Here is a 21,039-nt window from a genome sequence, read left to right on the forward strand (position 1 = left end):
GCAGTTTAGTTCTACCCGATGAAAATTAAATACTTGGTTAAAAAGAAACTGTGCGCGTCAAAACACGTTGATCGGATAGTCGACGATCACCCGGTACTCATCCACATCCCGATCCACCGCCGAGTAACCCCGGCCGCCACGGTTGGTCGCCCATTGCAGGCGCACCGCCAGGTCCTTGGCCTTGCCGCCTTGCACCACATACTTCAGGTCGACATCCCGTTCCCAGTGCCTGGCGTCTTTGCCGTCTGCGCTGTACCAGGCGCTGTAGCCACGACTTTGCGGGTCGACCTTGGTCAGGTCGGTCTTGCCGCTGATGTAGGACACCGCCGAGGTCAGGCCCGGCATGCCGAGGCCGACGAAGTCATAGGCGTACTTGAGCTTCCACGAGCGTTCGTTGGGGCCGTTGAAGTCCGAGTACTGCTGGGAGTTGTCCAGGTACACGCTGTCGCCCTGGGTGATGTAGTCGAACGGCGTGTTGCCGTTGACCCGCTGGTAGGCGGCGGTGACGCTGTGGTTGCCCACGCCCACGGTGAAATGCAGGCTGTAGGTGTTGTTGTCGATGGCACCGAGCAGCGACTGGCCGGTGTCCTGGGTGTGGTAATAGTGCAGACCCGGGTTGAGGCTGACCTGCTCGTTCAGCGCGTAGGTGTAGTCCAGGTCGTAGTAGTACTGGTGCCACACGTCCTTGAGTTCAGAGGCGTAGAGATTGCTGGTCAGACCCGGGATGGCGCTGAACGACACACCGGCCCAATCCAGGTGCTGGTTGTCGGCATGGTCCGGCAGTGCGCCGTAGCTGGTGCCGATGCGCTGATGGCCGCTCTGGTTGTAGAGCTTGGTGAAACTGGCCTGGCCGCCTTCGAGCATCCAGCCGTCGAAGCTGTGGTTGACCAGGCTCACGCCACGGAAGGTCTGCGGCAGCATGCGGGTCATGCCGCCGGCAATCACCGGGTTGTTGAGGAACAGGTCGCCCGCTTTCACCTCGGTGTCGAACGCCCGTATCTTCAAGGTACCGCCCGCCGTGGAGAACGAGCCGGGTGCCTTGCCGTTGCCGCTGCCATACGGAAGGATGCTGGAACCGTCGGTGCCGCCACCCCCGTCGAGCTTGAGGCCGAGCATGGCGTGGGCGTCCAGGCCGAAACCAACGGTGCCCTGGGTGTAGCCGGATTCGAAGGTGCCGAGAAAGCCCTGGCCCCACTCCTTGCTGTCATCGGTATGAATATCGCGACGGTCGCGGTTCATGTAGTAGTTGCGGGTGTTGATATTGAGGTGGGCGCCTTCGACAAAACCGTCGGCGGGAGGCGCGTCTGCTGCATGGGCAAGAGGGACGATCGTTGCGGTAATCGCGAGAAATAACGGGGTGAACGTCAGCGAGTTCTTCACCGGTGGAGCTCCTTGGGTCAATCGGAAACGGCCAATGTCGTGGGGGTGTGCCTGGCCTTTTTTTACGGCAAAAAAAAGCCGCTGAAGTCAGCGGCTTTAAGACAGATTCCCAGTGTAGAGCCCTGGAAATATGTCGAGGGAAATTCGGGTAAGCGGGTCAGCTGTCTTTGCCGTCGCGCTCATCGATGCGTCAAATTAACGCAGGCGAGCGGTACGATACAGAGTGTAACAAGATAATGACTGTTGCCGAAATCGCAACAGTAGTAGTGAGGGCCAAGCCCTAATACTTGTCAGTTAAAAGATAGAACGAGCAAACAGTCACCTGTGGCGAGCGGGCTTGCCCTAATGCCACAGTTACAGTGTTCCTCCTTGACTGACTGGCATTAGGGCAAGCCCCCTCCCACATGTGACCGAGGTGTTTTCAAGATTTAGATTGGCAGGGTGATGCCAAAGGTATTGCCACCGGGCTCGCTGCGTACGAACACATCGCCGCCATGCATCAGCGCAATCGCCTTGACGATGGCCAGGCCCAACCCGTGATTCGCCCCGCTGTTGCTGCGCGACGCGTCCACCCGATAGAAGCGTTCGAACAGCCGTGGCAGGTGTTCGCTGGCAATCACTTCGCCGGGGTTGGTCACGCCGATCGTCACCTGATGTTCCAGCACTTCGATGTTCACGTCGATCACCTGCCCAGGCGCGGTGTGCTGCACTGCATTGCTCAGCAGGTTGATCAGCGCTCGGCGCAGGTGGGCTTTTTCGATCTGCACCTGGGCGTCGCCGTGGACCTGCACCTGGACCTGAGCGTCTTCGAGGATGAAGTCCAGGTAGTCGAGGGTGGTGGCAACCTCGTCGGCCAATGAGCTTTCAATCAGCTTGGTGGCCTTGCTGCCCTGGTCGGCGCTGGCGAGGAACAGCATGTCGTTGATGATCGAACGCAGGCGTTCCAATTCTTCGAGGTTGGATTGCAGTACCTCGAAATAATGTTCGGCCGAACGTCCGCGTGTCAGGGCAACCTGGGTCTGGCCGATCAGGTTGGTCAACGGCGAACGCAGCTCGTGGGCGACGTCGGCGTTGAACGACTCCAGGCGTGAGTACGCTTGCTCTACGCGGTCGAGGGTGGCGTTGAACGAGTTGACGAACTGACTCAGTTCCGGCGGCAGCGGCGACAGTTGCAGGCGCCCGGAGAGCTTCGGCGGTGCCAGCTTCTGTGCTTCATCCGAGAGTTTGCTCAGCGGCTTGAGGCCAATGCGCGACACCCAGAACCCCAGCAGCGACGCCAGTACCACGCCGACCAGTGCCAGGCTCACCAACGCCACCAGCAGATGGTGCTGGGTGGCACGGAAGTTATCGGTGTCGATGGCGATCATGAAACGCAGCGGCGGGCGTTGGTCCTTGGCCGGGAACTGGCTCACCAGTACCTTGAACGGGTATTCGCGCCCCGGCAGGCGCAGATCGCGCTTACCCGTCGGGCCTTCGGCGAAGGCGCGGATCAGCGCATCGGGGTTGCCATACTCGTAGTTCGGATCGCTGCTGACGACCCAAAAACGGATACGTTTGTCTTCCTCACCCAATAATTTGAGCTTGGCTTGAATCTTCGCCCAATGGTCCGGTGTACCGAAGCGGTTCACAGAGGATTCCAACACGCTGTAGCGCGCGTCCAGCTCCGCCCCGGGTAGCAGGCCCAGGCTGCGGTCCACCTGCTGATACAGCGCGCCGCCGATCAACAGGAAGATCAGCGCCGCCACGAGGGTGAACAGGCTGCTCAGACGCAGGGCAATGGAGTTAGCCGACACTGCGATTCTCCAGCACATAGCCCATGCCGCGAATGGTGTGCAGCAGCTTGTGTTCGAACGGCCCGTCGAGTTTGGCGCGCAGGCGCTTGATCGCCACTTCCACCACGTTGGCGTCGCTGTCGAAATTGATGTCCCAGACCATTTCTGCAATCGATGTCTTGGAGAGGATCTCGCCCTGGCGCCGCGCTAACACACTGAGCAGCGAGAACTCCTTGGCGGTCAGGTCCAGGCGCACGCCGTTGCGGCTGGCCTTGCGGCTGATCAGGTCGATCCACAGGTCGGCGACCGTCACCTGCACCGGCTCGTGGCCGCCGCTGCGGCGGGTCAGGGCTTGCAGGCGCGCCACCAGTTCGAGGAATGAAAACGGTTTGCCGAGGTAATCGTCGGCACCTTCGCGTAGCCCGCGGATACGGTCTTCCACGCGTTCACGGGCGGTCAGCATGATCACCGGTGTCTGCTTGCGCGCGCGCAACGCCCGCAACACGCCAAAGCCGTCGAGGCCAGGCAGCATCACGTCGAGCACGATCACCGCGTAATCGTTTTCCAGCGCCAGGTGCAAACCCTCGACGCCTTCGCGGGCCACGTCGACGGTGTAGCCTTGCTCCGTCAGGCCGCGGTGCAGGTAGTCGGCGGTTTTTTCTTCATCTTCAACAATCAATACGCGCATGAGCCTTTTGCTCCAGGGCGGTGCCTTGGCCTCAGTGTGTGGTCGCCAGCTCGGCAGCTGGTTTGGGCCGGTGGAAAAACTTTTCGAGGTACAAGTATATGACCGGTGTGGTGAACAACGTCAGCGCCTGGCTCACCAGCAACCCGCCGACCACCGCGATGCCCAGCGGTTGGCGCATTTCCGCGCCAGGGCCGGCACCGAGCATCAACGGCACGGCGCCGAGCAGGGCGGCGAGGGTGGTCATGATGATGGGCCGGAACCGTGTGACACAGGCTTCATAGATCGCCTCCTCCGGCGCTAGCCCGCGTACGCGCTGGGCTTCCAGGGCGAAGTCGATCATCAGGATGCCGTTCTTCTTCACGATCCCGATCAGCAGTACCAGGCCGATCAGGGCCATGATCGAAAAGTCCTGGCCCATCAGCGACAGCATGATCAGTGCGCCCAACCCCGCCGACGGCAAGGTCGAGATAATCGTCAGCGGATGCACGAAGCTCTCGTACAGCACGCCGAGAATGATGTAGACCGCCACCAGTGCCGCCAGGATCAGCCACGGTTGGCTGGCCAGCGAACTCTGGAACGCCTGGGCCGCGCCCTGGAAGTTACCAATGATGGTGGCCGGCATGCCGATTTCATTCTTGGCCTGGTTGAGCATGATCACCGCATCCCCCAGCGCCACGCCGGGGGCGAGGTTGAACGACAGGTTGGCGGCCGGGAACATGCCGTCGTGGCTTATGGACAAGGGCCCTACGGTCGGCGGGTCGACCTTGGCCACTGCCGCCAACGGCACCATCTCATTGGTCAGCGGCGAGCGCAGGTAGAAGTAGTTCAGGCTTTCGGCCTTGCCGCGTTGCTGGGTGTCCAACTCCAGCACCACCTGGTACTGGTTGATCTCGGTCTGGAACTCTTTGATCTGACGTTGGCCGAAGGCGTCGTACAGCGCCTGGTCGACATCGGTGGCGGTCAGTCCGAACCGTGCGGCGGCCTGACGGTCGATGCTGATGTGGGTAATGCTGCCACCCAGTTGCAGGTCGTTGGACAGGTCGCGAAACGCCGGGTTGGCGCGCAGTTTTTCGGTGAGGCGTTGGGTCCAGGTATTCAGCGTCGGGCCGTCGTTGCTCTTGAGCACGTACTGGTATTGGGCGCGGCTCGGGCCGGAGCTGAGGTTGATGTCCTGGCCGGCGCGCAGGTACAGCACGATGCCGGGCACCTTGGCCAGTTTCGGGCGGATGCGGTCGATGAACTGGCTGGCGGACACATCGCGATCACCGCGGTCTTTCAAGGCGATCCAGAACCGCCCGTTGGCAATGGTCTGGTTGCTGCCGGTCACCCCCACCGAGTGGGAAAACGCCTCGACCGCCGGGTCGTCCTTGACGATCTCGGCCAGGGCCTTGTGCTTGGCGACCATGTCCGGGTACGACACGTCGGCTGCCGCTTCGCTGGTGCCGAGCACGAAGCCGGTGTCTTGCACCGGAAAGAAGCCCTTGGGAATAAACACATAGCCGACCACGGCCAGGGCCAGGGTCACCACGAAAATGACGCCCATCGTGCGTTGATGGGCCAGGGCGCGGCGCAGGGTGCGTGCATAGCCGGCCAGCAGGCGTTCACTGAAGCTGGGTTTGTCGTGGGCAGGATGGGTTGGGGCGCGCATGAACAGCGCCGCCAGGGTAGGCGCCAGCGTCAACGAGACCACCACCGAAATCAGGATGGTCGAGGTCGCCGTCAGCGCGAACTCCTTGAACAACCGTCCGACCACGCCGCCCATGAACAGCAGCGGGATAAACGCCGCCACCAGCGAGAAGCTGATGGACACCACGGTAAAGCCAATCTCGCCGGCGCCCTTGATCGCTGCTTCGCGCTTGTCCAGCCCGGCTTCGAGGTGGCGGTGAATGTTTTCCACCACCACGATGGCATCGTCCACCACAAAGCCCACGGCGATCACGATCGCCACCAGGGTCAGGTTGTTCAGGCTGAAGCCCATCAGGTACATCAGCGCAAAACTGGCGATCAGTGACACGCCGAGCACGCTGGACACAATCATTGTGGCGGACAACTGGCGCAGGAACAGCGCCATCACCGCCACCACCAGCAAGATGGCGATCAACAGGGTGACTTCCACCTCATGCAAGGACGCACGGATGGTCTTGGTGCGGTCGCTCAATACACTGACCTGCACGGATGCCGGCAACATGGCTTGCAGGCGCGGCAGTTCCGATTGGATGCGGTCGACGGTCTCGACGATATTCGCGCCAGGCTGGCGCGAGATCACCAGGTTGACCCCCGGCGTGTCGCCGGACCAGGCCTGCACGTAGGCGTTTTCCGAACCGTTGATGACTTTGGCGATATCGCGCAGTTGTACCGGCGCGCCGTCCTTGTAGGACACGATCAGTTGGGCGTAGTCCTCGGGGTGGAACAACTGGTCGTTGGCCGACAGGGTCGACACGCTGTTTTTCCCGTAGATCGCGCCTTTGGCCAGGTTCAGGCTCGATTGCTGGATGGCCACGCGGATGTCGGCCAGGGTCAGGCCAATCGCGGCCAGTTTATCCGGTGAGGCCTGCACGCGAATTGCCGGACGTTGTTGGCCGGTGATGTTGATCTGGCCGACGCCGTCGATCTGGCTGATCTGGCGCGCCAGCAGGGTTTCCACGTAGTCGCTCAGCTCGGTGCTGGGCATGCTGTCGGAGCTGACGCTGAGGATCAGCACCGGGCTGTCGGCCGGGTTGACCTTTTTCCAGGTCGGCAGGCTCGGCATATCGCTGGGCAGTTTGCCGGACGCGGTATTGATCGCCGCCTGCACTTCCTGGGCGGCGGTGTCGATGCTCTTGTTGAGCGTGAATTGCAGGGTCAGGAGGCTGGAGCCCAGGGCACTGCTGGAGGTCATCTGGGTCATGCCGGGGATGGCGCTGAATTGCACCTCCAAGGGCGTGGCCACGGACGAGGCCATGGTGTCCGGGCTGGCGCCGGGCAGTTGCGCGGTGACTTGGATCGTCGGGAATTCCGCTTCCGGCAACGGCGCGATGGCCAGGCGCGGGAAGGCTATGATCCCGAGCAGCACCAGGGCAAACGTCAGCAGCAGGGTGGCGACGGGGTGATCGACGCACCAGGCCGAAGGTGAACGGCTGCCGTTCATGGCTGCACCTTGGCGTCGACGGTCTGGATCGTTTGTGGCGGGTCTTTGAGCACCTCCACCTGGGCGCCGGCCTTGAGGCGCGACTGGCCATCACTGACCAGCACATCACCGGCCTGCACGCCCGTGATGAGGTTGACGTCGCTGTTCTGGTAGGTCACTTGCACCGGCACGATCTCGACCTTGTCGCCGTTGACCCGGTACACGAAGTGCGAGTCCAGGCCGCGTTGCACCACGGTGGGCGGCACCACCAGCGCGTTCTTGTCGAGGGCGGTCTGGATCTTGATGGTCACCAGTTGCCCGGGCCACAAGCGTTGCGAGGGGTTGTTGAACTCGGCCTTGGCCCGCAGGGTGCCGGTGGTGGAGCTGATCTGGTTGTCGATCAGGCTCAAGTGGCCTTCGCCGAGCAGGTCGCCGGTCTGGCCGTCGGTGTCGGCGCCCAGGTAGGCGTCGACGCTGGCCTGGGTCGGCGCGGCGATCAGGCCTTGCAGGGTGGGCAGCATCTGTTGCGGCAGGGAAAACTCGACGGCGATCGGGTCGATCTGAGTGACCGAGAACAAGCCCTGGGCATCGCTTGTGCGCAGGAAGTTACCTTCATCTACCGTGCGGATACCCACGCGACCGCTGACTGGCGAGCGGATCTGGGTGTAGGAAAGCTGAACTTTCGCCGCGTCAATTGCAGCCTGGTTTCCCTGCGCGGTGGCCTTGAGCTGGTTGACCAGGGCTTGTTGCTGGTCGTAGGTCTGCTTGGACACGCCGTCGTCGATGCTCAGTTCCTTGTAGCGCTTGAGGTTGATCAGCGCCACTTGCAGTTGCGCCTGGTTTTCCCCCAACTGCGCCTTGGCCTGGTCGAGGCTGGCACGGATCGAGCGGTCATCAATGGTGGCGAGCAGATCACCGGCCTTCACCGGTTGGCCTTCCTTGACCAGTAATTGGGTGAGGATGCCGTCGACCTGGGGACGGATCACCACACTGTGCAATGACAATACCGTGCCGATCCCACTGACAAAGCGCGGGACGTCCTGTTGCACCACCTTCACCACCCGCACCGGGATCGCCGTCGGCGCAGCCAGCCTGGTCTTGGCCGGCCGGCCCAGGGCCCAGGCGACAATGGCCAGCACCACCAGGACACCGACGATCAGGGCAGTTTTACGTTGAATTTGCATGGAGTGGCGCGCCAGGGCAAAGAGTGGGAAGAGTGTAGGGGCTTTATAGCGCGCCAACCCGGTCAGCAAGGTGACTGCTAACTGACAGCGCTGTCAGTAAACTCCGACCATTCGTACAGGTGGTGGTTAAAGATCCGAAGGGCGCAGGTATACTGCGCGCCAGTGTGGCTCGCAAGTCGGCCCCACATCATTTTTTGCACGCTCCGGAGCTTCCATGAATTCCCCGACACAACCCCCTGTTGAAGCGGCCGACATCGTCGATCCGGCCAGCGCCGAAAGCGTTGAGAAGACCGAGATCCCGGCGTTCAAGTTTCCGTTCAAGCCGGGTGAACTGGCCGGGGCGAAAAATGCGGCCCAGCCTTGGTACAAGAACGGCGCCAAGAACGGCCACACCAAGTCGCCGGGCATGGCGCCACCGGGGACGCGTCGTTCAATGGGTAAACGCTGAGACTAACAAGTCGCACGCTGTGTCGACTATTGCCTACAGCGCGTGCTGATATTTCTGCTTGTAGGTCCGCGTCTATTTCTTGAAAGCTTGCACGACATTTGCTCCACCCCGGTCGGCTTTTACCGGGGGGCGGGGCGTGGTGAGGCTGGTTTTCCGGAAAAGGACGTCCCCGTGACCCTGATACACCGCTGTGTGGCGCATACCTTATGGCTGTTGAGTGTGGTGTTCTGCACGGCAGCGGCGGGTGACCCACCCCGTCATGAAATTCGCTTCGCCGTCGCCGCACAATTTCCCCCGTTCCAAAGCCGCAATCAGCAAGGCCAACTGGTCGGGCTGAATATCGAACTGGGCAACGCTTTATGCCTGCAACTGAATGTGCGCTGTACCTGGGTCGACCAGGTGCTTGTGGAGAACTTTCCGGCCCTGGATGCCCACCAATTCGATGCGATCATGGGCATAGCCCAGACGTCGAAGCGGCGGCAATGGGCGAACTTCACCGAAGACCTCTATCCGTTCACCACACGCCTGGTGGCCCGAAAATCATCGGGCCTGCTGCCCAGCGTGCGGTCCTTGAAAGGCAAGTGTGTCGGCGTATTGGTGGGGAGCAACCGCGAAGCCTTTGCCCTGGCGCAGTGGGCGCCGAAAGGCGTTATCGTCAAGGGCTTCTGGCGCAATGATGAGCTGGTACGCAGCCTGGTGGCAGGCGATATCGATGCCACGCTGCAAGGCACCGTGGAAATTCGCGAAGCCTTGCTCGACAGCGCCGAGGGCCAGGATTTCGATTTCCTCGGGCCCGCGGTTTCCGGGGAATTGCTGGGCAGCGGTGTGGCGATCGCCGTGCGCAAGCCTGACACCGCGTTGCGCAATGAGCTTAACGGCGCGTTGGAGCAACTGATGCACAACGGCGAATACCAGCGGATCATCCAGCCTTACCGCCTGGACGCCCCATTCCCCTCGCCGTGATGGCTAATAATTGCGCGGAACATGCGCTGGGAATGTCGCCCGCTATCGTGAGCGGGCCTGAAAGGCTAAGCCGCTCGTAACGGGATGAACGCATAATTGGCCGGCACCTCGGTGGCAATCTGCGCCCCGGCGTCGAGCAGCTGTTCGGCGATGTCCATCCCCGACACATGAAACACCCACTCATTGGCCACGCTCGGCTGGTCCGCCGCCCGCTCGATCGCCTGGGCAAACGCGCCCATGTCCGGCAGGTATGCGGTAAACCCATCGCCCTTGAGCGCCGTGGTCCGAATACCCAGCAAGGCGCACACCGCCTCCTTGGTCTGCACATCGTCACGGTCGGCCTGGCGCGAGCGGCGGATCAGTTCCGCCAGTTCCAGGTCCATCAACTCACCGCCGACGATCAGCGCCGGGCCCTGTTCCCAGGATTCCGGCGGGCAATCCTTGGCAGCCGGGTTCAGCGGGATATGCGGGTTGATCTCCATCGGGTAGATGCGGCACACCAGTGGCCGGCGCTCATAGATGCGACACAGGTTGTCTTCGTCAAGATTCCGGCAGCGTCCAGCGTTGTAGGCGGCAAATGTGATGGCCACGAACGCTTCGGTAGTGCCGCTGGGTACCACCACTGATCGGCGTTCTGCGTGTTCACGTTGTGGCTGGGGCAGGCCCAGGCCATTGCCGAGAAAACCCTCCACCAGAACGATGACATTACCGCCGTCAGCCGCCCACTGTCGGGCTTCTTCGAGGGTCAGGGGGACATGGTGGTCGGTGCAGCATTTACCGCAACCGACGCAGGAAAAATGAGTGTTCATGGCGGAACTGTCACCAGGCAAGGTCAGAAGGCACGCTCGAACGGCGACGGGTTATGACCTCTTTCCACCATTCAATGACTCTGGAAGCAAGTTATGCGCCAGCCTCTGTCAGTCCTCGACGACCACATCCCGCAGTACGAAGACCATGCCCGTACTTTCATACAGCTTGCGCGCGCGCAGGTTGCGTTCCAGTACCTTGAGATCCACATAGGGTTCACCGCGCTGCTTGAACACTTGGAAGGCATGCAGCAACAGGGCCCGGCCCAGCCCTTGGCCCTGGGCGCAAGGGTGAACTGAAAGGTTCTTGATGAAGGCGCTGGTCCAGCATTGGGCCACGCCGAGAACGCCTTCGCCGTTACTGGCGACCAGGCAGAGCGTGGGGTCGAATTCGGCATCGGTAATGAATTGGTGCCGCCAGGTTTCCAGCTGGGCGACGCGGCCACCGCCCTGGGCCTGGGTCATGCGCAATACCGCATGAATGGCCGGAGCCAGGTCGTCGCGATAATGATCCAACACCGTCCCGGCCGGCCATTGCGGCGCGGGCAGGCTGCCGGTGAGGTCGCGGCGCAGCAGTTGGAAATACTCGGCCACCGCCTACAGGCCTTTTTCGGCCACGGCCTTGGCGGCGACGACCAGGCACTTGGTCAGTTCCGGCGAGGAGAATTTGGTCAGCACTGCGTTGGCTCCGGCCAGGCGGGCTTTTTCGCTGTTCATCGCACTGTCCAGGGAGGTGTGCAACAGCACATAGAGGTCCTGGAAGTCCGGGGTTTCGCGCAACGTGCGGGTGAGGGCGTAGCCGTCCATCTCGGACATCTCGATGTCCGAGACCACCACATTGATCTGTTCGACCGTGCCTTGCAGCTCCAGCAACACGTCGATGGCTTCCTTGGCACTGCGTGCGGTATGGCAGGTCAGGCCGAGGTTGCGCAGGGTGTGCACCGATTGTTGCAATGCCACTTGGCTGTCATCGACCACCAGAATCCGCGCGTTGCCGAGCACTTCGGCCTCTTCCATGGTCAAGTCGGTCGGCGCCACTTCAATCGGCGCCGGCGCGATGGCGTGGATGACTTTTTCGATGTCCAGCACCTGCACCAGCCCGCCTTCCACCTGCGTGACCCCGGTGATAAACGAGCGGTTGCCGCCCGAACCGTAGGGTGGCGGGCGAATATCGGTGGTCAGGCAATGCACGATCTTGCTCACCGCCTGCACATGCAGGCCCTGTTTGGAGCGGCTGACGTCAGTAACGATCAGGCAACCACCGTCCGGGTCGGCCAGGGGCATTTCCCCCAGGGCACGGCTCAGGTCGATCACCGACAGCGAGGCCCCGCGCAAGGTGGCGATACCCTTCACATGGGGGTGGGACTCCGGCAGCTTGGTCAGCGGCGGGCAGGGGATGATTTCACTGACTTTCAGCAGGTTGATAGCCATCAGCTTGCCGCTACGCAAGGTAAAGAGCAGAAGCGAGAGTGAGTCTGCGCGGGCTTTAGTGGTGGACATAAAAACCTTCTGTGAATCAAGGATGACGAACTTCTATTGAGGGTTATCGACTTGGGAGGGCCAGGCTTTAACCGGATTTTGTGCTGGGGTGAATTCATGTGGGCGGGTCAACCCTAATGTCAGTCAGTCAAGCGTACATTGCTTTCTCTTCTGTAGGAGCGAGCTTGCTCGCGAAAAACCTCAACGATAACGCGTGCTTCCTGAATGAACGCGGCGCCTGTGAGTTTTTCGCGAGCAAGCTCGCTCCTACAAAAAAAGCCTTAACTGACTGGCGTTAGGTAAGCCCCCCGCCCACATCGGATTCCTGTCAGCCTTTCCAGACGTGTGGGTTAACCAGGTCCTGCGGGCGTTGGCCCAGCAGGGCCGCGCGCAGGTTGTCCAGCGCGCGGTTGGCCATGGCTTCGCGGGTTTCGTCGGTGGCCGAGCCGATATGCGGCAGGGTCACCGCGTTGCTCAGTTGAAACAGCGGCGATTCGCTCAGCGGTTCCTTCTCGTACACATCCAGGCCGGCGCCGCGAATGGTGTGGTTTTGCAGGGCCTGGATCAGTGCCGGTTCATCCACCACCGGGCCACGGGAAATGTTGATCAGGATGGCGCTGGATTTCATCAGCCCCAGTTCGCGGGTGCTGATCAGGTGACGGGTCTTGTCGCTCAACGGCACGACCAGGCAGACGAAATCCGCCTCGGCCAGCAATTGGTCCAGGCTGCGAAACTGTGCGCCCAGTTCCTGTTCCAACGCGGTCTTGCGGCTGTTGCCGCTGTACAGGATCGGCATGTTGAACCCCAGGCGCCCGCGACGGGCCACGGCCGCGCCGATATTGCCCATGCCGACGATACCGAGGGTCTTGCCATGCACATCGCAGCCAAACAGCGGTGCGCCAACACTGGCTTTCCACTGGCCGGCCTTGGTCCACGCATCCAGTTCGGCCACGCGGCGCGCGCTGCTCATCAGCAGGGCGAAGGCCAGGTCGGCGGTGCTTTCGGTAAGTACGTCAGGGGTGTTGGTGAGCATGATCCCGCGCTCGTTGAAGTACGGCACGTCATAGTTGTCGTAGCCCACCGACACGCTGGAGACCACTTCCAGCCTGCTCGCCCCTTCGAGCTGTTCGCGGCCCAGCTTGCGGCCTACGCCGATCAGGCCATGGGCATGGGGCAGGGCTTCGTTGAACTGTGCATTGATGTCACCCAGCTTGGGGTTGGGCGCGATCACCTCGAAATCCTGTTGCAGGCGTTCGATCATGGGCGGGGTGATACGGCTGAAGGCGAGGACAGTCTTTTTCATTGCAGGCGGGCTCATCGACTACGGAAGAATGCCAAGCACGCTAACATTCCTGGTTACGATTGTCAGGACATGCACCGCTGTGGGGGAACCCGCTGAATCTCCGACTCAGCGCTGCCGCACAGCAACGCCTGTGGCGAGCGGGCTGTTGTGGCAAGCCCTAATGCCGTTCAGTTAAGGCTTTTTTGTAGGAGCGAGCTTGCTCGCGAAGAACTCACAGGCGCCGACACGCGTGATCGTTGACGTTTTTCGCGAGCAAGCTCGCTCCTACAGAAGGCGATGTACGCTTAACTGAACGGCATTATGGCAAACCCGCTCGCCACAACAGCTCGCTCACTACACAAGTGGGGTCGTTTAATATCAGTTCGCCATCCGCACGCTGCCCAGGCTGCCGCTCACCTCATACGCCACCAGTTCCGCCTGGTGCGCCGCCAGAATCTCCGGCAGCGAGCCGCGCAGGTATTCCACCCACGTCTTGATCTTCGCATCCAGGTACTGGCGCGACGGGTAGATGGCGTACAGGTTCAATTCCTGGGACCGGTAGTTGGGCATGACCCGCACCAGCGTGCCGTTGCGCAAGCCTTCGATGGCGGCGTACACCGGCAGCAGGCCGACGCCCATGCCGCTGGTGATCGCGGTTTTCATCGCGTCGGCCGAGTTCACCAGGAACGGCGAGGTGTTGATCGCTACGCTTTCCTGGCCTTCGGGGCCGTTGAAGGTCCATTTGTCCAGTTGGATCACCGGGCTGACCAGGCGCAGGCACGCGTGGTTGAGCAAGTCATGGGGGCGTTGCGCGCAGCCCTTGGCCTTGACGTAATCCGGCGAGGCACAGGCGATGCTGTAGGTAATGCCCAGGCGCTGGGACACGAAACCCGAATCCGGCAGCTCGCTGGCCAGCACGATGGACACGTCGTAGCCCTCGTCGAGCAGGTCTGGCACGCGGTTGGCCAGGGTCAGGTCGAAGGTCACGTCGGGATGAGTCCGGCGGTAGCGCGCAATCGCATCGATGACGAAATGCTGGCCGATACCGGTCATGGTATGCACTTTCAACTGCCCGGCCGGGCGTGCATGGGCGTCACTGGCCTCGGCCTCGGCCTCCTCGACATAGGCCAGGATCTGTTCGCAGCGCAGCAAATAACGTTTGCCGGCTTCTGTCAGTGCGATGCGTCGGGTGGTGCGGTTGAGCAAGCGGGTTTGCAGATGGGCCTCCAGGTTGGAGACTGCGCGCGAGACGTTGGCAGTGGTGGTGTCCAGTTGGGCGGCGGCGGCGGTGAAGCTGCCGGCTTCGGCCACGCAACTGAAAGCGCGCATGTTTTGCAAAGTGTCCATGGAGTGTTCTCAGGGGAGATAACAAATTGTGACAGAAAGTTACGCCGTCCAGTGATCCCTACCAACGGATTATCGCCTGAACGGTAACAAAGATTCACAGGAATACCAGCTTATCGCCATTCCCCTGGCCGCCTAGAATTGCGCCACCTTCCCCGCAACACCCACCTCAGGAATTCGTTCGCCGTGCCGCGTCGCATCAGCAGAGAGCTGAAGACTCTCATTTACAGGGAGCTGAAGGCTCTCAGTGTTTGCGCCTTATCGTTAGCAATCAGCGGCTGCATCGGAACCGGAGGAATCGCCCCCCAAGGCCAGGCCCTCGACGCCAATCAATTGGCCACCGACGAGGCGATCCAGAGCGCCGCGCGCGACGCCCACTGGCCCACCGCCCAATGGTGGCAAGCCTACGGCGACCCGCAATTGAACCGCTGGGTCGACCTCGCTACGCGCGACAGCCCAAGCATGGCCATCGCCGCTGCTCGGGTGCGCGAAGCGCGGGCCATGGCCGGGATTGCCGAGTCGGCCGAGTCGTTGCAGATCAACAGTGACACCACCCTCAAACGCCACAACTGGCCGAACGATCAGTTCTACGGCCCGGGTGCATTGAGCGGTTCCAACACCTGGGACAACAATACGTCCCTGGGCTTCAGCTACGCACTCGACCTGTGGGGCCGCGAAAGCAACGCCACCGAACGTGCCGTCGACCTGGCGCACATGAGCGCGGCCGAAGCCCGCCAGGCTCAGCTGGAATTGCAGAACAACGTGGTACGCGCCTATATCCAGCTGTCGTTGCACTACGCCAACCGCGATATCGTCGCGGCGACGTTGGCCCAGCAACAGCAGATTCTCGATCTGGCCAATAAGCGCCTGAACGCCGGGATCGGCACCCATTTCGATGTCAGCCAGGCCGAAACCCCGCTGCCGGAAACCCACCGTCAATTGGATGCGCTGGACGAAGAAATCGCCCTGAGCCGTAACCAGTTGGCCGCGTTGGCGGGCAAGGGGCCGGGGGAGGGCGCGCAGTTGCAACGCCCCACGTTGTCCCTTGCGGCACCCCTGAAGTTGCCATCGAGCCTGCCGGTGCAACTGCTTGGCCAGCGTCCCGACGTGGTCGCCAGCCGTTGGCAGGTCGCGGCGCAAGCCCGTGGCATCGATGTGGCGCATGCCGGTTTCTATCCCAATGTCGACCTGGTCGGCAGCCTCGGCTACATGGCCACCGGCGGTGGCCTGCTGGGCTTTCTCGCCGGCAAGAAATTCAATTACAACGTCGGCCCGGCGATCACCTTGCCCATTTTCGACGGCGGCCGCCTGCGGGCAGAGTTGGGCGAGGCCAGCGCCGGCTATGACATCGCCGTGGCGCGCTACAACCAGACCCTGGTCAATGCGCTCAAGGGCATCAGCGACCAGTTGATCCGCCGCGAATCCATGGACAAGCAGGCGGGTTTTGCCGCGCAGTCGGTGGCCTCGGCGCAGAAAACCTACGACATCGCGATGATCGCCTACCAGCGTGGCCTTACCGACTACCTCAATGTGCTGAACGCCCAGACCCTGTTGTTCCGCCAGCAGCAAGTCGAGCAGCAAGTGCAGGCGGCCCGCTTGAGCGCGCATGCCGAACTGGTGACCGCCCTGGGCGGCGGCGTCAGAGCCGGCGACGACGTACCGCAGGACACCAGGACCCTCCCGAGCAAAACCCCTGCGGCGCTTGCCGTGTTTGATCACTGAGTAGGCGTTCATGACTCCCTTGCCTGCACCGCTGCGCTGGTTGCACTCCCTTGAGTGGCGCCGTGGCTTTTTCGACTGGGCACGCAGTGATGGCGTGACTTGGGTGTACATCTTCAAGGTACTGATCGCTGCCTTCCTCACGCTGTGGCTGGCCATGCGTCTGGAACTGCCGCAACCGCGCACCGCGATGATCACCGTGTTTATCGTGATGCAACCGCAGAGCGGGCAGGTGTTCGCCAAGAGCTTCTATCGTTTCCTCGGCACCCTCGCGGGGTCGGCGGTGATGGTGTTGTTGATTGCGTTGTTTGCGCAGAACACCGAGTTGTTCCTGGGGGCGCTGGCGATCTGGGTCGGCATTTGCACCGCTGGCGCGACACGCAATCGCAACTTTCGCGCCTACGGGTTTGTGCTCGCGGGCTATACAGCGGCGATGGTCGGCTTGCCGGCCCTGGCCCATCCCGATGGCGCCTTTATGGCGGCGGTATGGCGGGTGTTGGAAATCTCCTTGGGGATTCTCTGTTCCACGCTGGTCAGCGCCGCGATCCTGCCGCAGACCTCCAGCGCCGCGATGCGCAATGCGTTGTACCAACGCTTCGGCGTGTTCGCGCTGTTCGTCACCGATGGCCTGCGCGGGCGCAGCCAGCGTGAAGGGTTCGAGGCCACCAATGTGCGCTTTATCGCCGAAGCCGTGGGCCTGGAAGGGTTGCGCAGCCTCACCGTATTCGAAGACCCGCACATGCGTCGACGCAACGGCCGGCTCAGTCGTCTCAACAGCGAGTTCATGAGCATCACCACGCGCTTCAATGCCTTGCACCAGTTGCTCGAACGCCTGCGCGCCGACGCTGCCGATCACGTTGTCGCGGCGATCAAGCCGGGGTTGCAGGACCTTGCCGAAGTGCTCGACGGTTTCTCCGGGCGTGCCCTGACCAGCCCCGACGCCGCGCGCCTGGTCAACCAGCTGAGCGCCTACAAGGATGGCCTGCCCGCCAAGGTGCGCAGCTTGCGCGCGATCTTCCAGGAGGGGCACCCGAGCGAGGCCGAGCAGCTGGATTTCCATACTGCCTACGAGCTGCTCTACCGCTTTGTCGACGACCTGCACAACTACGCGCAGACCCACGCCTCCCTGGCCGACCACAGCCATGCGCGCGAACAGTGGGACGAAACCTTCAGCCCGAAAACCAACTGGCTGGCCTGCGCCGCCTCGGGCATTCGCGCATCGTTCATCCTGATCGTGCTCGGCAGTTACTGGGTTGCCACCGCCTGGCCCAGCGGCGCCACCATGACCATGATCGCCGCCGCCACCGTCGGCCTGTCCGCCGCCACGCCCAACCCCAAGCGCATGGCGTTCCAGATGGCCTGCGGCACGTTCATCGGCGCGCTGGTCGGCTTTGTCGAAATGTTCTTCGTGTTCCCCTGGATCGATGGCTTCCCGTTGCTGTGCGTGATGCTCGCGCCGGTGATCATCCTCGGCGCCTTCCTCGCTTCACGCCCGCAATACGCCGGGGTGGGCGTGGGCCTGCTGATCTTTTTCAGCACCGGTTCGGTGCCGGATAACCTCACGGTCTACAACCCCTACAGCTTTATCAATGACTACATCGCCATGATCCTCGGCATGCTGGTGTGCGCGGCGGCGGGGGCGATCATCCTGCCGCCCAACAGCCGCTGGCTGTGGCGCCGCCTGGAGCAGGACCTGCGCGAGCAAGTGGTGTATGCGATCAGCGGCAAGCTCAAGGGCCTGGCGTCGAGTTTCGAAAGCCGTACCCGCGACCTGCTGCACCAGGCCTATGGCCTCGCCGTCGGCCAGCCGCAGGTGCAGCGCGATTTGCTGCGCTGGATGTTCGTGGTGCTGGAAGTCGGCCACGCGATCATCGAGTTGCGCAAGGAACAGGCGATCCTGCCGGTGCACCCGGCCTATGCCGAATCCCAGCCGTGGCGCCAGGCGATCCGGGTAATGGGGCGCTCGCTGGTGCGACTGTTCCTGCAACCCAGCGCGAGCAACCTGGAGCGCGGGCTGATTGCCGTCGACCACGCGATCAGCCGTGTACAGGCCACCGACGAACCCTTCGCCCCGCACTTCGACACATCCGCCCTGCGCCGGGTGAAGAGCTACCTGCACTTTATCCGCACCTCGTTGCTGGACCCGCAATCGCCGTTGGCGGCCCTCAAAGGATCCCCGCATGCCTCGTGAAATCGCCTTCCACGGCGTCTATATGCCGACCATGACCCTGATGTTCTTGATCGCGGCGGGCCTGGCCTGGGCGCTTGATCGCTTCCTGGCCGGGTTCGACCTGTACCGTTTTTTCTGGCACCCGGCGTTGCTGCGCCTGAGCCTGTTCGTTTGCCTGTTCGGCGCCCTGGCGCTGACCGTCTACCGTTGAGAATGCCCCGATGAAAAAGTTTTTCAGCCTGCTTGCGACCTTGCTGGTACTGGCTTTGGCAATCTGGATTGGCCGCACGCTGTGGGTGCATTACATGGAGACACCCTGGACCCGCGACGGCCGTGTGCGCGCCGACATCATCAACGTCGCGGCCGACGTCACCGGCGAAGTGGTCGACGTGCCGGTGCGCGACAACCAGTTGGTGAAAAAGGGCGACCTGCTGATGCAGATCGACCCCGAGCACTACCGCATCGCCGTCAAGCAGGCGCAGTCCCTGGTGGCGTCCCGCAAAGCCACCTGGGAAATGCGCAAGGTCAACGCCCACCGCCGTGCCGACCTCGACGCCCTGGTGATCTCCAAGGAAAACCGCGACGACGCCAGCAACATCGCCGACTCGGCCCTGGCCGACTACCAGCATGCGCTGGCGCAACTGGAAGCCGCCGAACTGAACTTGAAGCGCACGCAAGTGGTGGCGGCCGTCGACGGTTACGTCACCAACCTCAATGTGCATCGCGGCGACTACGCGCGCATCGGCGAAGCGAAGATGGCCGTGGTCGATATGAATTCGTTCTGGGTCTACGGCTTCTTCGAAGAAACCAAGCTGCCCCACGTGAAAGTCGGTGACAAAGCCGATATGCAACTGATGAGCGGCGAGACGTTGAAGGGCCACGTAGAAAGCATCTCGCGCGGCATCTACGACCGCGACAACCCGGAGAGTCGCGAGTTGATCGCCGATGTGAACCCGACCTTCAACTGGGTGCGCCTGGCCCAGCGCGTGCCGGTGCGGATTCATATCGATGAAGTGCCCGAAGGCGTGTTGTTGGCGGCGGGGATCACCTGCACGGTGATTGTCGACCCTCTCCAGCACTGAACGTGACCATTACCTACGGCCCAAACCTTACCAGCATGCGTTGTCCCACCCGCAGCGACTGCGGCGCCGGTTGATCGAACGCCAATATGCATTCAACCGTACGTGTATTGGCCCTGACCAAGGCGTCGTCTTCCAGGGTGCTGTTGCCCAGTACCGCGCTGATCCGCACCACATGGGCGGACAGCACAACGGAGCCTGCGGCGCTGTCATCGGTGACTTCGGCCTTCATCCCGGGGAGCACCACGCCGGTGAAGGACTCATTGAGCTCGGCCCTGACGATACGCGCCTGGTTCGGCAACAACACGAAGGCCGGCCCGGACTGTGCGGAGACCGCGGCGCCGGGTTGAATCAGGCGACGAACCACTTCGGCGTCGACCGGCGCACGCAGACTGTGTTTCGCCAGTTCGTAGCGTGCCGCAGTCAGCTTGTTCGCCGCGACTTCAGCGTCTGTCTGGGTCTTTTCAATCTCGTCGCGCAAGCGCTCGGCGGCCTCGTGGGCCTCATCGGCACTCTGGCTGTCGCCGGCGCCTGCCTTGGCGGCGGCGGTCAGGCGGCTGGCCTGCTGCTCGGCAAACTTAAGCTGCCTTGCCAACTGTTTGGCTTGAGTCTGCACCTGTCGTTGCTCGGTCAGCGCGGCGCTGACCGCCAGCTGTGCCAGTTCGCTGTCCAACGTGGCGAGCAATTGGCCTTTCTTGACCTGCTCGCCCTCCGCCACCTTGATCTCGGCGACCACGCCGTCGCGGCTCACGCCGAGCTTGAGCAAACCGCCTTCCACATCGATACGGCCGCGAGCGACGGCCAGGTAGGCGGGGGCCGATGACGTCGGCTGAGGGGGCGCATCTTCACGGGAGCAGGCGCTCAGCAATACAAGTGCGGTATTCAGAAGCAGCCAAGAGCGAAGCGAACGCGCGTTCATACAGAATGTTCCTGGGTACCGACCGTAGCGGCCGGTGGGAAGGGAAGGGATTGATCGTTCAAAATGCGGCCGTCCTCGATGGTCAACACGCGGTCGGAGTTACTGATCAGGCGCGGATCGTGGCTGACGCACAGCACCGTGGTCCCGCGTGTGCGAGCGATGCGGTGCAAAATATCGATCACGATTTGACCGTTGGCCGCATCGAGGGCGCTGGTCGGTTCGTCGGCGAACAACAACTCGGGGGCCTTCGCCACGGCGCGTGCAATGGCTACGCGCTGCTTTTCGCCGCCGGACAATTCGGCCGGGCGCAGTTTCATGCGCGGGCCCAGCCCGACATCCTCCAGCGCCTCGATGGCGCGTGCTCGGACTTCCGTGCTCGGCAGCCCCAGGTAGCTCAAGGGCAGTTCGACCTGTTGCTGCGCCGTCAAGGCTGGAAACAGGTTGAACCCCTGGAATATGAAGCCGGTGTGCCGCAGGCGAAAATACTCCAGGGCCCGCGTGTCGAGGCTTGAAAGGTCGTGCCCCAGGGCCGATGCGCTGCCACGGTCGGGCTGCTGCAAGCCGCTGAGAATCGCCAGTAGCGTGCTTTTGCCACAACCGGACGGACCTGAGATCAGGGTCAGCTCGCCGGGTCGTATCGCCAAGCTAATGTCATGCAGCACTGGGGTTACGACCCGCCCCGAGGTGAATGATTTACTGA

The 21,039-nt window shown here is 62.3% G+C and carries 17 protein-coding genes and 1 pseudogene; 6 read left to right on the forward strand and 12 right to left on the reverse strand.

Going from position 1 to position 21,039, the window contains the following annotated elements; translation table 11 throughout:
- Positions 1–57: 57 nt before the first annotated feature.
- The 5 genes from A7317_RS04680 to A7317_RS04700 form a co-directional block, all read right to left on the reverse strand.
- Positions 58–1,380, reverse strand: a complete 1,323-nt coding sequence (locus tag A7317_RS04680; protein WP_069075285.1) for an OprD family porin — start codon at positions 1,378–1,380, stop codon at positions 58–60.
- A 428-nt stretch (positions 1,381–1,808) separates the two neighbouring features.
- The gene (locus A7317_RS04685) at positions 1,809–3,173 is read right to left on the reverse strand and encodes a heavy metal sensor histidine kinase (protein WP_069075286.1); all 1,365 of its coding nucleotides are present in this window, start codon (positions 3,171–3,173) and stop codon (positions 1,809–1,811) included.
- Positions 3,163–3,840, reverse strand: coding sequence for a heavy metal response regulator transcription factor (locus A7317_RS04690; RefSeq protein WP_024073527.1), 678 nt, complete (start codon positions 3,838–3,840; stop codon positions 3,163–3,165). Before A7317_RS04690 ends, A7317_RS04685 begins: the two co-directional genes overlap by 11 nt.
- Positions 3,841–3,871: 31 nt before the next feature.
- Positions 3,872–6,967, reverse strand: coding sequence for a multidrug efflux RND transporter permease subunit (locus A7317_RS04695; protein ID WP_069075287.1), 3,096 nt, complete (start codon positions 6,965–6,967; stop codon positions 3,872–3,874).
- Positions 6,964–8,130: an efflux RND transporter periplasmic adaptor subunit gene (locus A7317_RS04700; RefSeq protein ID WP_041160846.1), complete on the reverse strand. Its 1,167-nt coding sequence runs from the start codon at positions 8,128–8,130 to the stop codon at positions 6,964–6,966. The genes A7317_RS04695 and A7317_RS04700 overlap by 4 nt, the downstream gene beginning before the upstream one ends.
- A 214-nt stretch (positions 8,131–8,344) precedes the next feature.
- Here A7317_RS04700 and A7317_RS04705 point away from each other — a divergent pair, with 214 nt between their 5' ends.
- The gene (locus A7317_RS04705) at positions 8,345–8,578 is read left to right on the forward strand and encodes a hypothetical protein (RefSeq protein WP_069075288.1); all 234 of its coding nucleotides are present in this window, start codon (positions 8,345–8,347) and stop codon (positions 8,576–8,578) included.
- A gap of 171 nt (positions 8,579–8,749) precedes the next feature.
- Entirely contained in the window at positions 8,750–9,541 is a 792-nt protein-coding gene (locus tag A7317_RS04710; protein ID WP_081329151.1) for a transporter substrate-binding domain-containing protein, read from the forward strand.
- A gap of 65 nt (positions 9,542–9,606) precedes the next feature.
- On the opposite strand, the gene A7317_RS04715 is transcribed toward A7317_RS04710, so the two are convergent.
- The 5 genes from A7317_RS04715 to A7317_RS04735 all read right to left on the reverse strand — a co-directional run bounded on the left by A7317_RS04715 (position 9,607) and on the right by A7317_RS04735 (position 14,455).
- Positions 9,607–10,350 carry a YkgJ family cysteine cluster protein gene (locus A7317_RS04715; protein ID WP_069075289.1) on the reverse strand — a complete coding sequence of 248 codons (744 nt, stop codon included), beginning with the start codon at positions 10,348–10,350 and terminating at the stop codon, positions 9,607–9,609.
- A gap of 108 nt (positions 10,351–10,458) precedes the next feature.
- On the reverse strand, positions 10,459–10,941 hold the full coding sequence (locus tag A7317_RS04720; protein ID WP_069075290.1) for a GNAT family N-acetyltransferase: 483 nt from the start codon (positions 10,939–10,941) through the stop codon (positions 10,459–10,461).
- A 3-nt stretch (positions 10,942–10,944) separates the two neighbouring features.
- Positions 10,945–11,847: a chemotaxis protein CheV gene (locus tag A7317_RS04725; protein WP_024073534.1), complete on the reverse strand. Its 903-nt coding sequence runs from the start codon at positions 11,845–11,847 to the stop codon at positions 10,945–10,947.
- Between the two features lie 307 nt (positions 11,848–12,154).
- On the reverse strand, positions 12,155–13,129 hold the full coding sequence (locus tag A7317_RS04730) for a 2-hydroxyacid dehydrogenase (RefSeq protein ID WP_024073535.1): 975 nt from the start codon (positions 13,127–13,129) through the stop codon (positions 12,155–12,157).
- 357 nt (positions 13,130–13,486) lie between these two features.
- Positions 13,487–14,455, reverse strand: coding sequence for a LysR family transcriptional regulator (locus A7317_RS04735; RefSeq protein WP_024073536.1), 969 nt, complete (start codon positions 14,453–14,455; stop codon positions 13,487–13,489).
- Positions 14,456–14,638: 183 nt separating this feature from the next.
- On the opposite strand from A7317_RS04735, the gene A7317_RS04740 reads away from it, so the two are divergent.
- From A7317_RS04740 to A7317_RS04755, 4 genes are read left to right on the forward strand one after another with little or no spacing between them, the layout of a single operon-like run.
- Positions 14,639–16,174, forward strand: coding sequence for an efflux transporter outer membrane subunit (locus A7317_RS04740; protein ID WP_024073537.1), 1,536 nt, complete (start codon positions 14,639–14,641; stop codon positions 16,172–16,174).
- Between the two features lie 10 nt (positions 16,175–16,184).
- Complete coding sequence (locus A7317_RS04745) at positions 16,185–18,362, forward strand: FUSC family protein (RefSeq protein WP_069075291.1); 2,178 nt, start codon at positions 16,185–16,187, stop codon at positions 18,360–18,362.
- Positions 18,352–18,552, forward strand: a complete 201-nt coding sequence (locus A7317_RS04750) for a DUF1656 domain-containing protein (RefSeq protein WP_010565658.1) — start codon at positions 18,352–18,354, stop codon at positions 18,550–18,552. The genes A7317_RS04745 and A7317_RS04750 overlap by 11 nt, the downstream gene beginning before the upstream one ends.
- 10 nt (positions 18,553–18,562) lie before the next feature.
- Positions 18,563–19,423, forward strand: a complete 861-nt coding sequence (locus A7317_RS04755; protein WP_024073539.1) for an HlyD family secretion protein — start codon at positions 18,563–18,565, stop codon at positions 19,421–19,423.
- A gap of 13 nt (positions 19,424–19,436) precedes the next feature.
- Here A7317_RS04755 and A7317_RS04760 read toward each other — a convergent pair whose 3' ends face one another.
- Complete coding sequence (locus A7317_RS04760) at positions 19,437–20,339, reverse strand: HlyD family secretion protein (protein ID WP_024073540.1); 903 nt, start codon at positions 20,337–20,339, stop codon at positions 19,437–19,439.
- Positions 20,336–20,986: pseudogene (locus A7317_RS04765) on the reverse strand (ABC transporter ATP-binding protein); the annotation flags it as partial. The pseudogene A7317_RS04765 and the gene A7317_RS04760, both read right to left, overlap by 4 nt.
- Positions 20,987–21,039 lie beyond the last annotated feature (53 nt).

Source organism: Pseudomonas fluorescens (assembly GCF_001708445.1).
In the GTDB taxonomy this organism is placed as follows: domain Bacteria; phylum Pseudomonadota; class Gammaproteobacteria; order Pseudomonadales; family Pseudomonadaceae; genus Aquipseudomonas; species Aquipseudomonas gorinensis.